We start from the raw sequence: 13,727 nt of genomic DNA, 5'->3' as shown, positions 1-13,727 counted from the left end.
CTAGAGTAAGTTCCATGGCTGAAGAAGACAATGGGCCCGATAGAGCCGAACACGCCGAAGCAATGCAGACGTCCGCGTTGCCACCCGAAGAGGAACCACGCTCGGTGGCTAACGCCCTCGCACAAAAGCTGGGGATTGCCGCGGTGTGGGTGTCTCCTGAGAAGGCGGTTTTCACCATGCCGGTTCGCGGCAACACCCAGGTTGTCGGCTTCCTCCACGGTGGTGCGACAGCAGCGCTCTGTGAAAATGCGGCCTCAGCAGCCGCAAATGCCCGCGCGTGGAAACAGGGGAAAGTTGCGGTCGGAACCGACATCTCTGTAAGCCACCTCCGGCCGACCTCCGAAGGAAACGTCACCGCCACCGCGGAAGCTACCCTGCTGGGTCGTCGGCGCGCAGTTTACAAAGTGGCCGTTCATGATGAACGAGGACGGTTGATCGCAACCGCCCTCGTTTCCAACATGATTGTTGAAGCTACTTTCTGACTAGTCGCCGGCCACCTGATCTATGACCGCGTCCGCCACCTCACGCATCGACAGGCGACGGTCCATTGAGGTCTTCTGAATCCAGCGGAATGCCTCTGGCTCCGTCATATCCATCCGGTCAATCAGCAGGCCCTTGGCGCGATCAACACGCTTGCGAGTCTCAAACCGTTCGGTCAGGTCAGCGACATCGGCCTCAAGCGCGTCGATCTGCGCCTTGCGGGACAGCGCGATCTCCACGGCAGGAATCAAGTCCGAGGGGCCAAAAGGCTTCGTAACGTAGGCCATCGCACCGACCTCGGCTGCACGTTGCACCAGTTCCTTCTGGGAGAATGCCGTCAGCATGACGATGGCGGTGGGAATCTCCTTGAGGATTTCCTCGGCAGCCGTTATGCCCTCTACCTTGGGCATTTTCACGTCGAGGACGCAGACGTCAGGCTCCAGCTCCACAGCAAGGTCGATCGCCTCTTGACCATCAGCCGCCTCACCTACGACGTCATAACCTGCTGCGGTCAGCGTCTCAACAATGTCAAGGCGAATCAGCGTCTCATCTTCTGCGACAAGAACGCGCTTTGCAGCGGAATCAGTTTTGCTCATGGATGTCTTCCCTCTAGTCTGTTTGGCCTAATCCTACAGTCCGCGACCCCGGGGTTGGCCATAACAAGCAAGTCACAGTGCTAAATGGGAGCGCCGGCTACCCGTGCTACCGTATCCCCGCCCGGTTCGGCGCGGCAGGCCGTGTATTTGTTGGAACTCGTGAGGCACGACTCCCCCGCTCGACATCCCACCTGGAGGTCGCGTGGTGCTCACGGGACTTCCCTACACGGTGACCGATGTGGACACGGCTGCTGGCAAGGTGCCAGCCTGTTTCAAGGTGCCAGCGCTCGGCCTCAGCACGCAGCTCAGCTATGAACTCGAGCTACTCTGACACACAGAAGAGCCATAAGCGTGCATGCGCGACTCCAACTGATCGGGACAATATGGGTAAAGAACCAGCAATGCGACCCACAGACACTCCCCTTGAGGATGTGCTCAACCGCTCCACCGGTCCACGACGCGCCGAGGTCCAGGATCTGCTTGATCTGTTCCGCGAGGTGAGCGGTGAGGAACCTGTGGTTTGGGCGGGCCGAATCATCGGTTTTGGCGAGTACCTGTACACCTACCCCAGTGGTCACTCGGGAGTTGCACCCCGATTTGCCTTTGCTCCGGGACCGTCTAACCACACCGTGTACTTGGCGCAGGACTTCGAGACACGATGGCCTGATCTAGCTATGAGGCTTGGCAAACACCGGTCCAGCAAGGTTTGCCTGTATCTGACCCGGTTGTCGTCTGTAGACATGGATGCACTAAGGCAACTGATCGTGCTCTCGGATCCCGCCCCTCAGTAGGCGGTCTGTAGAGCTCGCTGCGGCCTTGGCGGCTCCTCGCAAGAGGGGTTGTAGCTGGTTGTCTCACGTCTGCAACAAGACCGACTAAAACTTGACAGAACACGCCAGTCGCAAGGTCGCCGTTGTCTGCATGGGTCGCCGATAATCCGCCCCAACAACAGCGACCCACGTTGACTTCGGCGACCTTGACCGCAAACCATGCCGACATCGGCGACCTTGACCGCAAACCATGCCGACATCAGCAGCAGACCCGAGGCGAGGGACCAAGGCAAAGGGTCAGGGACCACTCTGTGCCAACGCACGCGATGGTCCCCAGCGCCACTAAGTGGTCCCAAGCGCCAACTCAGGCGCCAGCCACACCAAGATCCGGGCTTGGACTCGAGCAAGAAGCCCCACGACAAGAAATCCCGAGCCACCGTCGGAACGATGACCGGGATATCTAAAAGTACCCCGAGTGGGATTCGAACCCACAACAAGCCGGACTAAAACATACAATCCGCTGACCTGCACAAACACGAATAAACCACGTTCTACCAGCAGATATTACCAGAACTTAGATGACATAGACTGACCAATAATGACTAAGGATGACCAACCTTAGACTGCGCCTTAGACACTTTCGCACCCACAACACATTTCCGTTGCCAGGCAGTGACACCAAGATTACGCCCAAGTCCCCTGAAGCGGCCCGGGTTTAGTTCCGTCCTTTGAGGGGATTGGAATATGCCAAAGAATTATCTGCAGTCATTTAAGGATCGTTTTGTTCGCATGGTCACGGACCGGCTTTATGAAGAGGATGGTCCGTCTCAGTGCGTCGTGATGAGAGAAGGCGTTCCCCGGCTTGGGGTCGCTACTGAAACATTGCGACGGTTGTGCATGAAGGCTCAAGTTGACGCTGGCATCAGACCTGGTGTCACCACTGTTGAGATCCAAGAACTGCCCCTTTGAAACGGGAAAACGCTGAGCTGCGAAGAGCCAACGAGATCTTCCAAACAGCGCCAGTTTTCCTGGCCGATCACTGCATCGCCGCCTCAGTTGGGAGCCGCGGAGATTCCTATGATAATGCCCTCGCGGAGACCGTGAACGGCCTTTACAAGGCTCGGCTAATCCACGCCCGTCCCGCCTGGGCATTAGCCCACGCATAACAAGCAGAACAACACCCAGGCCGAGTCGATCCTCCAGCCCACCGGGCCCAAACCTGAACCGAGTCGTGGCTAGACGCGAAGTGCGTCGTGTGGTTCTATTCGGGCGGCACGACCAGTGGCTATGAGCCCGCCCAATAGTCCAACCAAAATACCGCCGAGTACCCCTGTCGGGATTGCAAGCGGACTGATTACAGGTTGCCACGACTGCACAATCGTCACCGCCAGTATCACCAGAAGGCTGAGATACGCACCCAGTAGCCCGCCTGCTGCCCCGATGAACAAGGCTTCTGTTAGAACAAGGCTGCGTATGTGTATGCGGCGGGCACCAATGGCTCGACGAAGTCCGAACTCACCTGTTCTCTGGAGCACTGCAGTCGTCATCGCGTTCGTCAGTGATAGAACTGCGGCTAGAAGCGCCACCCCGGTGAGAACGGCGAGCATGGTCCCCATGTTGGTCTCGATTACTTCACGCATGGTGCTTGGGTCTGGCGGCGCATCAACAGTAACCAACTCTGGGGCAGATGGTATCCATGCCAACGGACCTTGTTCTGCGACTTGCTTCGCTGCCCCTGGCAGAACCCGCACTTCTGCGTTGGCGTAGCTGGGACGAGAGATTTGGGCGGCGTCCTCTTCACTTGTGATTAAGGCTTCCAGTAGACCCACCTGCAATCCAGAGTCAGTGAGAATGCCAACCACTCGTCGTGGGTGTCCGTCGACCCAAACGGTGGGTGACGCCAGCAGGGGGCCTATTTCCAAGGAAGATGCAAGTTGTGATCCGAGGACGACATCACCCGAACCCACGGCAACTAGTCTAGACAATTCTGAGTCCATCTGTGTGGATTGGGCTTCACTCTGCCCGTCACCGGATCCCGTCTCGACTCCCGCGGCGAAGAGCTCACCGCCGACAACACCAATTATGGGCGAGCCGCGCACTAGCTCCACAGATACCCCTGGCCGTGACGTCACGGGCTTCTCATCGTGCATGACGTACACCTGCGCGGATTCAACTCCGCGCAGGTCTCTCAGACGTTGTAAGGACACCTCTGCCGTGGCTTCCGCATCAACAAACGTCCCCGGCTCTAGTTCTGGGGAAGATAGTGCCACGCGTTGGTTCCGTTGTGCGTCGAAAAGGTCTGATACTTGAAAACGCGCTGTTTGTGAGAGTCCCAGGGTAGTCAGTCCTAATCCCACACCCAATGCGACGGCCATGATTAGTGCCACGGTCTTTCTCGGGAATGCCCACATCCCTCTCCAGGCGTCCAAGATCGCGTCGATGAAGCGAATCCGCGAATCACGCCCTCGTGTCATCGGGGATGTTCGCAACTTTTGCGGTGGCAGCTGAGATGCCGCAGAACCCACGTCGACTTCGGTTACTTTGCCATCTTGAACCCACAAACGCCGCTTGGCCCGGGCGGCAACCTCCTTATCGTGGGTAACGACGACCAGGGTGGATCCGCCCTCGTTGAGACGCTCTAAGGTTTCCATGACCTGCCGACCGCTGACCGTATCCAGGTTCCCGGTGGGTTCATCGGCCACTATCACCGGGGTCCCCGAGGCAATCGCCCTCGCAATTGCGACCCTCTGCCGCTCCCCACCCGACAGATTTTCGGTGCGCTTGTCCAACTTCTCACCAAGCCCCACGAACTGGAGTGCCTCGACCGCAGCATCTTCACGCTGGGACATCCGCAGGCCCCGATAGAGGCTTCCCAACGCAACGTTTTCTAAAACGGTCCTGCCTGCTAGGAGGTGGAATGACTGGAAGATAAAGGCAAACTGCGCCGAACGTACTTCTGCCCGGAAGTTATCACTCCTGCCAGCCATGTCAGTCCCACGAATCTGGTAACTACCCGTTGTTGGAATATCAAGCAATGTGATTTGATTTAAGAGAGTTGACTTACCGGACCCAGACGGACCTTCAATCGCAATGTAGTCACCTTGCTTAATGTCAAGGTCAACGGACCTTAAGGCATGCACAGGAACGTCTCCGGGATAGGATTTGGACACGCCCCGAAGTGACAAGGCAACCATTAGCGATCAACCCGGACTAAAGAGCCCTCTTCCAATCCTGCCCCTTCAATCGCGCACATTCCCTGAGTGCAACCCAGTTCCTCAACAGCAACCTGCTCGAACCCTCCACCACTTGTTTGAACCAAGACAGAGGTACGTCCATCAGAGCCAGCCGCGACTGCTCGTTGAGGAACCAACAAGGTATCTGTAATTGGCTCAGATAAGTTGAGTGTCACCAAAACTTGTTGCCCTGCCCACGCTTCAGGCAGCTGTCCACCCACCGGCTCAAACACAACGACAACGCTTGGCGCTTGGCTTGCCTGGGTCGAGTCCGCGTCTGAGGAATCCTCACCAGTTACAGGGTTGATCGCCAAGATTCTCACGGGAAAGACTTCGCCCTCACCGGTCGCCTCCGCCGTCATTCCGACGGACAAACCAGATGCGACTGATCCGGGAACCTCAGCCTCCAAGGAAATCCCTAACCCGGCCACATCAACCTTCGCGTTCTCAGTTGACAACTTAGTGCCAATCGGAGGCACCGAAACGACCTGCTTCGGGAGAGAAGGAAAAACCAGGAAGTCCGCACTTCGGATTTGAATCTCTTGCTTTGGCGGGATAGGCTGCACCAGATCAGCAGCACCCGCGACGCTAGCCGAAGCCTCCGGGGCCGTCTCCACCGTCCTCATCGACGGTTCGGAAGCAACGTTTCGATAGAGGCTGGTCACACACGCAGCCGTTGCACCACCAAATGAGCCATCCACTGCAATGTCGCACCCAAGCCCGTTAAGCGCCTCCTGCAACATCTCCATATCAGGGCCCGAGTCCCCAAGCACCAGGTTGCGGTACAGAGGAAAAGCGCCAACAATCGCGAAAATAGGCCTACCGTTGACCCATGTCACCACTGCCCCAGGGGCCAAAGAGTCACCAATCCTAGTGCCTAGGCCGGTCACAATCTCCGTTTCCGCCCCCAAGGGGATGGCGATAGCTGCGGCCTCTTCCTTCACGGCCCGCGCCATTGTCGTTGTGTTCTCTAGCAAATCCCCACGTTTGACAGCAACCACCACTGGCCCCGGCGGTGGCGGTTCCGCAGAGGCCTCCCGCTGGGCGGGTGACTGGAAGTACTGCGCCACAAACCAAGTGCCGGCGACTAGGGCGATCGCAGCTACAGCGCAGATCAGTCCGATAACGATTCGGGACGTACTTTGCGACTTAGCAGTCATGTTGGTCAAAGACTAACCTTCCCCGTTTGCAACGCCGCGGATTGTTGCCAAGAATACCTCCTGCTGCGCCTGATTGTGCGTTCGTTGTGCCTCCAGGTCCCGGTAGTTCTTGGTCAGGTAGTCCAGCTCTGCATTCCATTCTGCCTGGTACCGCGCCTCGGTCCAGCCCGAAGACGTGCGGCACTGCGCGTCGTGGGTCGCAACCGCTATCTCAGCGGCGCTTGGGTCCCCTATTTCCCAGGGCGGAACGTCCGCGTTCAACCCCCAGTCTGCAAACAGGTGAGTCACCGCGACACCCATCTCAGGTGTCGCGTCTGGAGGCAGATCCACAATACCCAGGGGTGCCATGCACTCGCGCCACAGCCCAGCGGCCTCAACTACAGCAGGGTCACTATCAGCAGCATCCACAGGAAACCCGTACTGCCTTAGTGTCGACTTAGGGTCTCCACCCAACTCAGTGATTGCCGTATCTTGACAGCCAATCCACTGCTCATACACGGCGTGGTCTCCAAGCAGAGACTGGTCTTCATCAGCAAGCCTGCGTCCCTCCCAATCCACGCGGGGATCCAAGTCCTCTCGATAGCCAAACTTCGACGCTATATCTTCGTTGAACAACCTCCTCGAGGCACCATTCGAAGTTGCGGGAAGCGGGCCAGCTGGATCAAACCGGGGAACCCGGTATGTGACACCGAGTTCCTCCACACAATCTCGTGCCTTCAAATCAACCGCATACGATTCCAGGCGAACATTCGGCGGCGCGTAAGCATCAGAAGGCAACGCCCACGACGCTATGTCCTGCTCAACCAAAACATCGACCTGACCGGGCGCAGCAGCGCCATTGGAACAGCCCGCTACGGCGGCCGCCGCCAAGCAAATAACAATCGCTACCGAGCGACGACCGCCACGAGACTTGGAAAAGTTCACAGTATTCCTAAACAAATCGTCCTGATGAAATAACATCGTTGAACCCGATGGGGCTCACAGAGGTTGCGAGATTGTTCCTACCAGAGCCTCGGGTCATGCACGTCTGCGAACCACTGTAGTTTGCTAGCTTGTACCAGCACGCGGTGCTTGTAACACCTTGATTAAAAATAGAGGTTGCCGAGTTATCAGCTGAGTACGAGCCCGTGTGAGCGAACCCATTGTAGTACCAGCCGCTGTAGTTGACGATGCTGTACTGAAACGCAACCCATCCGTTTCCGCTACCAGAAGTAGAGTAGTCCTTGTCTTTCCAAATGCACGCATAAGCAGTTGGGCAGTGGCTGGAGGCTGCATGGCTCTCGGGGGCCTGTGTCACCGATCCAAGCCCTGCCAGTAGGAAACCTGTAGCCAACACTCCGAGCATCCTGTTATTTTTTCTCACGCTGAGTCTCCTTCATATTCTTTGTGATCACGTTATGACGGCCATCGATCGGTTCGAGGATATCGGTATCCAGTGTCTTGTGTACCTACATTTGTTGGTATCCGACGCTCTATTTGCAGGAAATTCGCATGCCGTGAAATATAGAGTAATATTGATCGCCGATGTTATGCTTGACCGAGGGATCAACTTAGGCGTGTGCGTTGGATACTCCGTGAGGGAGCAAAGAGAATCGTGAACAAGAGTATTAGGGGTCTTGTTGCATTAGCTCTCTTCCTGATGGCAAACCAGAGTAGTTTTGAGCCAGCAGACCCACAACCCAACCATTCGCTCATATCTGAATCAATGGCGCCACTTGCATGGCCTTGGCACTGCGTTCTCTTCCCCAACTTGGGCGAGTGCAAGAGGTAGAGGCAACTGTGAGATCGGGATCTGAGGCACGAAGACCACCGAAAGGCGCCTGCAATGGCAAATCCAGCTGGTTCCGTTGAACCACAACGCCCCAGGACCTCTCTTGCCCAAGCGGCCATTTACGCTTCAATCGGCTTAGTTCTCTTCGCAGGCGAGTTCTCATCCTGGAGCAATGCAACCGGTGAGCGAGCTTCTATAACAACTCTCGCATGCTCTGCTGCAATGTGTGCTGCCGTGTTATTAACTGGTTGGTTCCCCTTTTCGGGGGGGCTTTTCTTTGTCACTATCAGCACCGCCATTTATCTAGTTGGGGTTCCTGTAGCCTTTCCAACACTTGGGTTATATGCGGTGGTAGCACTCTGGATATCCAAAGGTTGGCTGGCGGCCAGTGTGGTCGCCTTAGTGCTAACGGGCGCGACCGAAATCATCTTTTCGGGCACCCCAGCAGCATCAGCGGTAGCCGTCGCCACGGGTACTGCATTCGCCGTGCCGGTGGGTTTCTTACTGCGGCACTCAGCTACACGAATAATGCGCGAACGTCAGCGTTCTGAACGATATCGTGCGCAAGCAGAAGTTACTCTCGAGACCGTTTCCAAGGAACTTGCGGTCTACCTTCACAACTCCGTGATGAGAGACTTGGTGGGAATTGCGCTTCTCAGCCGCGCGGCAAATGAAGGCTCCGATGAGTACCCGAGATTTTCGCGAATCCAGGATCTCTCCTTAGACGCCATGAGTAAGGTTCGTGAGCTTGGTGACTCATTCCCCACTAGCAGAGTTGGTGATGGCAAGACACTCACTCATGTACTTGAAGAGTGCCAAGCACTTCTCGCGTCGAGACGAATCAGGCTGCATGTCGACATAGCTGCTCTCAAGCGTGCAAAACTCAGCAACGCCGCCCAGTCAACTCTAAACGTGGCACTACTAGAAGCAACCACGAACATCCTCAAGTTCGCTCCCCAAGGAACTACAGCAACTATTTTGTCGAGTATGGAGGACGGCTTGGTATCAGTTGTCATCTCAAATGACCTGGGTGATTCCACAGTTAACCCCGGCCCGCTTTCGGGAGGTCTAGGTTTGACGAGCCTCTCTGCTGAACTGTCAAGATTGGGTGGCGATCTGTACTACTGGGTTGCTGGAAAGCGTTGGGTTCTCACACTCTATCTTCCGTTGGCTGCGGACGGAGCGGACATCTTATGACCACGTCCAACGAGGGACCCAAGCCAGCTCCCGAGCGTTTGCGGCTGATTCTGGTCGATGATGACGAGGTCGTACTAGAAGCCCTTGCAGAACTGTTCGAGGGACATCCTGATTTCTCTCTAGTGAAAGCAGTTGACTCAGGAGTCGGTGCGTTGCAGGCACTCACTGACGTACAAGTCGACATGGCGCTAATAGACGTGGACATGCCGGGGCTCGATGGCATCGAAACAACCAGGCGAATCAGGAAGCTCCTCCCAGAAGTGACAGTCGTTATTTACACGAACTTCGAACATGAAGGATCGCTCGATAGAGCAATATCTGTTGGTGCCAGAGGTTTTCTCACCAAAGACATGCCTTTCGACGCCTTGACATATGGTCTGAAGCAAATTCATGCAGGCACCTTTGTCATGGGCACTCGCCCGATGGAGATCCTGGTTGACTTCTTCAGTAATCACCCAGGCAAAGCCGAGCTGGATTTCAGGCAAGGACTTGACCAACTCCCAGAACATCTGATGAACGTCCTCGACGAGCTAATTAAGGGGCATCCCAACAAGGTCATCGCAGACAGACTTGGACTTGCTGACATCACAGTAAGAGGCTATGTTTCCAATCTCTTGAGCCGCACTGGATGCAAAAACCGAGCGGAACTGGCCTCCCGCGCTGCGCGTGCGGTGTACAGACGCTAGCCCCTAACCGGCGTCAACGCCGCAGAAGAGCCCTGGCTCTTACCAGATTCCCCTTCGGCAAGCACGAAACATCTCAAATACTCACCACCAACCACTCAAAATCGCGCCCTAGGAAATCAACCAACCCACCGGGCCTAAACCTGAACCACGTCCTGGTAGAACCAAAGGGAGGCCGCTTCGCAGGGCGTGTTTCTCAAGGCTCTACTTGTGGAACAAGCAGCCAAACCTTCACACCTTCGTGAATTGGGGCTTCAACCTTAGAACACACCTTAGACTCTCCTTGGACTCTCTGTGCCAAAGGTGCGAAACCCCCTGACCTATATACGCAGGTCAGGGGGTGTTTAGAGTACCCCGAGTGGGATTCGAACCCACAACAAGCCGGGTTTGAGCCGACCGCCTCTGCCAGTTGGGCTATCGGGGCGTTGCGTTAGCGCGACTACAAGGATAGCGCATCCCTGAGGACCATCACGACCCAAAGGCCGTGATGCATAACTCGCTTCTAACGCTCAGCAGATTTACTGCAGTTGCTACTACTGGGTGTAAACGTCCAGGTGGTTGCCCACGGTCCCGCGGTCGTAGATCTTGCCAGGCCAACCGAACGGGGTGGAGTAGACCGTACCCATTGGAGCGGAACCGGCGAGGACGATGTAGCCGTCACCATCGGAGACAAAACCGCCCGCGTTGACGTGGCGACCTGGAATGCTGAGTCCACCACCAGGCAGTACGCTCTGGCTGTAGTAGGTGAACTTATAACCGCCCCAGTTGATAACGCCTTGGAACATGAGGTCACTCAAGGAGTACTGGCCAGAAGTTGATAGTGTCGTCGCAACTTCCGCGGCTGCGCTGCTGTCGCTGCTCCGATCAGACGAACGGTCCGCCGTCTCTGCTACAGGCTCGGGTTCAGGCTCAGGCGCTGGCTCCGTGGCTACAGGAACTTCAATCGCTGTCCCGCGGTGAATGACCCGGTCCACGGGCTGCTGCACGACGATGCTGCGGTGCACCGCAACCTCTGTCTCAGAGTATCCGGGGGTCGTGTAAACATGCTTGACGCCCAGCGTTCCTTCTTCAGTCACGACCTCGACATCAAGTGGGAGTTCGGGATCATCTACCACCACGGTGGAGAACGGGACCGACGTGATTAGAGAAAGTTTCGGGTACGACGACGAAGACTGACTACGATCCTGATCGGTGATCGTTGCTGCGTTTGCAACCAGTGCCAACGAGGGCGTTGCGAGTAACGACAGTGCGACTGCACCTGCGGTCATGCGACGTTTCACGGCATGCGTGGATTTGCTAGACATACAACCCTTTCAACGGTTCTGTAGCACACTAACGCAAAAGGGCTCGCCACATCATCTCTTTGTAACGAATTGGTCACGAACCTCACTAATGAGCAGGACTGCGCTACAGGTCCCTCTCCGGGTCACCAAGTAGCGTTGCAGCGAAGTTCGGCACCTCGTGTTCCAAGGACTTGGGGATGCGGCGATAGTTATCCGAGTTGCCCGGCTCCTCGGGCAAAATGACCTTTTCGTGTGGTACTTCCTCATAGGGAATCGTTGAGAGAAGGTGGTGGATCATGTTGATGCGTGCATTCTTCTTGATGTCAGACTCGACTATGTACCAGGGGGAGGTTGACGTATCCGTATGGATCAGCATGTCGTCCTTGGCCCTCGAATAGTCCTCCCAGCGGTTCACTGACTCCAGATCCATTGGTGACAGCTTCCAACGGCGCACAGGATCGTGAAGACGGGATTTGAACCTCTTCAACTGCTCCTTCTCAGAAACTGAGAACCAGTACTTGCGCAACATGATTCCATCGTTGATGAGCATGTCTTCAAAAATTGGCACCTGACGCATAAAAAGGTTGTACTGAGCCGGCGTGCAGAAGCCCATCACCCTTTCAACACCGGCACGGTTGTACCAAGACCTGTCGAAGAGGACGACTTCTCCCGCAGCTGGAAGATGAGCGACATAGCGCTGGAAGTACCATTCGGTGGCCTCCCTATCGCTGGGGGCAGGGAGTGCAGCGACGCGCACAATGCGTGGAGACAGGTACTCGGTGATCCGCTTGATCGCGCCACCCTTGCCTGCGGCATCACGCCCCTCAAAGATTACAACTACTCGCTGCCCAGTCTCTTTCACCCACTCTTGCATCTTGACAAGATCGGACTGGAGGCTGAAAAGCTCCGCTTCATACACGTCGTTGGGCAGCTTGCCGGACTTCTTCTTCTTTGCCATGAGACGTAGGTTACACGTCCTCGGCTCAACGCGTGAGGAATCCGACCACCCGGATCCCAGACAACGCACAAGAGAGGCGATGCCCATCTCTGAGCATCGCCTCAATCTGTGAGTCTAGGACGGCAAACTTGCCGAACTTGAACTATAAGCAGAGATCATTTCTGACCTGTCCCCCGGGATCGTGTGAACACGAATCGAGTTGGTGGTCTTCTCAATGCCTGGCGGCATACCCGCGACGATCACCAGTTTCTCCCCACCCTCAACAATCCGGGCTGCACGAGCCACCTGGCTGACCTTGTCGACCATTTCATCCGTGTGATAAACGGTGGGCATCTTGTAGGTCTGCACGCCCCAGGAGAGCGCCAGTTGCCTGCGGGTGGATTCCAGTGGGGTGAAAGCCAACTGGGGAATAGGGCTACGCATACGCGACATCTGACGGGCAGTGTGACCCGAGGTCGTGAACGTCACCAAGTAGCGTGCGTGAAGGGTGGCAGCCAAAGCTGCTGCACCCTGGCAAATCACACCCGACTGGTCAGCGTGGAACGCGCCGAGAGCCGCAATGCGCTCCCCGCCATTCTCTTCCGTGTTCTCAATAATCCGCGCCATTGTGCGCACTGCCTGAATCGGGAAGGCACCGATCGAAGTTTCTCCTGACAGCATCACTGCATCCGCGCCATCTAGGATTGCATTCGCACAGTCCGAGGCCTCAGCGCGCGTGGGGCGAGGATTCTTGATCATAGAATCCATCACCTGCGTGGCCACGATGACCGGCTTGGCTGCGCGCCGCGCCAGTTCAATCGCTTCCTTCTGAACCAGCGGAACCTCTTCAAGCGGCATTTCAACGCCGAGGTCACCGCGGGCAACCATGATTCCATCAAAAGCATCGACAATCTGCTCCAAATTCTCAACTGCCTGGGGCTTCTCAATCTTCGCGATCACCGGGACGATAACGCCCTCTTCGATCATTATTGCGCGAACATCATTGGCGTCTGAAGCATCCCGAACGAATGACAGAGCGATGAAGTCAGCCCCCTGCTGAAGGCCCCACCGCAAATCCTCACGGTCCTTCTCCGACAGAGCTGGCACAGAGACTGCAACACCGGGGAGGTTCAGTCCCTTGTGGTCAGAAACCATTCCGGGGACTTCAACCCGCGTCACAACGTCAGTCTCGGTAACTTCAAGCACGCGCAGACCGACATTACCGTCGTCGATCAAAAGACGATCACCGGGACTGCAGTCACCTGGCAGCTCCTTGAAAGTGGTCCCTACCAGCTCTTTATCGCCGGGAACATCCCTGGTCGTAATCGTGAAAGTATCGCCTTCGCTGAGCATCTGAGGACCCTCAGCAAAGGTCTCTAGGCGAATTTTCGGTCCCTGTAGGTCAACCAGGACTGCAACGGCACGTCCCGAGTTGTCAGCAGCCCGACGAACCCGCCGGATCACCTTCGCGTGCTCTTCGGAGGTTCCATGGCTGCGGTTGATTCGCGCCACATCCATCCCCGCATCAATCAGAGCTTGAATCTGCGACGACGACTCTGTTGCAGGGCCAAGGGTGCAGACGATCTTTGCTCTACGCATCTATTATTCTCATCCTCT

13 protein-coding genes and 1 tRNA gene are annotated in these 13,727 nt (G+C 56.3%); 5 read left to right on the top strand and 9 right to left on the bottom strand.

The genetic code is table 11. The features are described from left to right. Window positions 1–14: 14 nt before the first annotated feature. Entirely contained in the window at window positions 15–482 is a 468-nt protein-coding gene (locus H2O65_RS04985) for a PaaI family thioesterase (protein ID WP_182142541.1), read from the top strand. On the opposite strand, the gene H2O65_RS04980 is transcribed toward H2O65_RS04985, so the two are convergent. Further along, on the bottom strand, window positions 483–1,076 hold the full coding sequence (locus tag H2O65_RS04980) for an ANTAR domain-containing response regulator (protein WP_182142540.1): 594 nt from the start codon (window positions 1,074–1,076) through the stop codon (window positions 483–485). It lies immediately after the preceding gene. Window positions 1,077–1,477: 401 nt separating this feature from the next. Between H2O65_RS04980 and H2O65_RS04975 the strand changes: the two genes are divergently transcribed. Beyond that, on the top strand, window positions 1,478–1,867 hold the full coding sequence (locus H2O65_RS04975; RefSeq protein WP_182142539.1) for a DUF1801 domain-containing protein: 390 nt from the start codon (window positions 1,478–1,480) through the stop codon (window positions 1,865–1,867). Between the two features lie 723 nt (window positions 1,868–2,590). Further along, window positions 2,591–2,815: a hypothetical protein gene (locus H2O65_RS10675; RefSeq protein ID WP_182142538.1), complete on the top strand. Its 225-nt coding sequence runs from the start codon at window positions 2,591–2,593 to the stop codon at window positions 2,813–2,815. A gap of 266 nt (window positions 2,816–3,081) precedes the next feature. On the opposite strand, the gene H2O65_RS04965 is transcribed toward H2O65_RS10675, so the two are convergent. The 4 genes from H2O65_RS04965 to H2O65_RS10670 are packed head-to-tail and all read right to left on the bottom strand — an operon-like array spanning window position 3,082 to window position 7,584. Continuing rightward, window positions 3,082–4,986 (bottom strand): ATP-binding cassette domain-containing protein, encoded by a 1,905-nt coding sequence (locus H2O65_RS04965; RefSeq protein WP_182142537.1) that lies wholly within the window; start codon window positions 4,984–4,986, stop codon window positions 3,082–3,084. 53 nt (window positions 4,987–5,039) lie between these two features. Continuing rightward, the gene (locus H2O65_RS04960) at window positions 5,040–6,248 is read right to left on the bottom strand and encodes a hypothetical protein (protein ID WP_182142536.1); all 1,209 of its coding nucleotides are present in this window, start codon (window positions 6,246–6,248) and stop codon (window positions 5,040–5,042) included. A 3-nt stretch (window positions 6,249–6,251) separates the two neighbouring features. Continuing rightward, a complete protein-coding gene (locus H2O65_RS04955) occupies window positions 6,252–7,163 on the bottom strand; it encodes a hypothetical protein (protein WP_182142535.1) in 912 nt (303 codons plus the stop codon). 7 nt (window positions 7,164–7,170) lie between these two features. Further along, window positions 7,171–7,584 (bottom strand): peptidase inhibitor family I36 protein, encoded by a 414-nt coding sequence (locus H2O65_RS10670; RefSeq protein ID WP_398397256.1) that lies wholly within the window; start codon window positions 7,582–7,584, stop codon window positions 7,171–7,173. A 954-nt stretch (window positions 7,585–8,538) separates the two neighbouring features. Between H2O65_RS10670 and H2O65_RS04945 the strand changes: the two genes are divergently transcribed. Both H2O65_RS04945 and H2O65_RS04940 read left to right on the top strand, forming a co-directional pair. Then, window positions 8,539–9,207 (top strand): hypothetical protein, encoded by a 669-nt coding sequence (locus H2O65_RS04945; protein ID WP_182142533.1) that lies wholly within the window; start codon window positions 8,539–8,541, stop codon window positions 9,205–9,207. Next, entirely contained in the window at window positions 9,204–9,893 is a 690-nt protein-coding gene (locus H2O65_RS04940; RefSeq protein ID WP_182142532.1) for a response regulator transcription factor, read from the top strand. The genes H2O65_RS04945 and H2O65_RS04940 overlap by 4 nt, the downstream gene beginning before the upstream one ends. A 347-nt stretch (window positions 9,894–10,240) precedes the next feature. Here H2O65_RS04940 and H2O65_RS04935 read toward each other — a convergent pair. The 4 genes from H2O65_RS04935 to pyk all read right to left on the bottom strand — a co-directional run bounded on the left by H2O65_RS04935 (window position 10,241) and on the right by pyk (window position 13,709). Continuing rightward, window positions 10,241–10,314: transfer RNA gene (locus H2O65_RS04935), tRNA-Leu, on the bottom strand. Between the two features lie 109 nt (window positions 10,315–10,423). After that, entirely contained in the window at window positions 10,424–11,194 is a 771-nt protein-coding gene (locus tag H2O65_RS04930; RefSeq protein WP_182142531.1) for a G5 domain-containing protein, read from the bottom strand. Window positions 11,195–11,297: 103 nt separating this feature from the next. Further along, a complete protein-coding gene (ppk2, locus tag H2O65_RS04925; RefSeq protein ID WP_182142530.1) occupies window positions 11,298–12,131 on the bottom strand; it encodes a polyphosphate kinase 2 in 834 nt (277 codons plus the stop codon). A 114-nt stretch (window positions 12,132–12,245) separates the two neighbouring features. Then, window positions 12,246–13,709 carry a pyruvate kinase gene (gene pyk, locus H2O65_RS04920; protein WP_182142529.1) on the bottom strand — a complete coding sequence of 488 codons (1,464 nt, stop codon included), beginning with the start codon at window positions 13,707–13,709 and terminating at the stop codon, window positions 12,246–12,248. Window positions 13,710–13,727 lie beyond the last annotated feature (18 nt).

The organism is Schaalia sp. JY-X169 (assembly GCF_014069575.1).
Lineage (GTDB): Bacteria > Actinomycetota > Actinomycetes > Actinomycetales > Actinomycetaceae > Scrofimicrobium.
This window is presented reverse-complemented; position numbering and strand designations above follow the sequence as displayed.

Coding starts and splice junctions, on each gene's coding strand:
- H2O65_RS04985 (WP_182142541.1), top strand. CDS start 15: ATGGCTGAAGAAGACAATGGGCCCGATAGAGCCGAACACGCCGAAGCA.
- H2O65_RS04980 (WP_182142540.1), bottom strand. CDS start 1,076: ATGAGCAAAACTGATTCCGCTGCAAAGCGCGTTCTTGTCGCAGAAGAT.
- H2O65_RS04975 (WP_182142539.1), top strand. CDS start 1,478: ATGCGACCCACAGACACTCCCCTTGAGGATGTGCTCAACCGCTCCACC.
- H2O65_RS10675 (WP_182142538.1), top strand. CDS start 2,591: ATGCCAAAGAATTATCTGCAGTCATTTAAGGATCGTTTTGTTCGCATG.
- H2O65_RS10670 (WP_398397256.1), bottom strand. CDS start 7,584: ATGCTCGGAGTGTTGGCTACAGGTTTCCTACTGGCAGGGCTTGGATCG.
- H2O65_RS04945 (WP_182142533.1), top strand. CDS start 8,539: ATGCGCGAACGTCAGCGTTCTGAACGATATCGTGCGCAAGCAGAAGTT.
- H2O65_RS04940 (WP_182142532.1), top strand. CDS start 9,204: ATGACCACGTCCAACGAGGGACCCAAGCCAGCTCCCGAGCGTTTGCGG.
- H2O65_RS04930 (WP_182142531.1), bottom strand. CDS start 11,194: ATGTCTAGCAAATCCACGCATGCCGTGAAACGTCGCATGACCGCAGGT.
- ppk2 (WP_182142530.1), bottom strand. CDS start 12,131: ATGGCAAAGAAGAAGAAGTCCGGCAAGCTGCCCAACGACGTGTATGAA.
- pyk (WP_182142529.1), bottom strand. CDS start 13,709: ATGCGTAGAGCAAAGATCGTCTGCACCCTTGGCCCTGCAACAGAGTCG.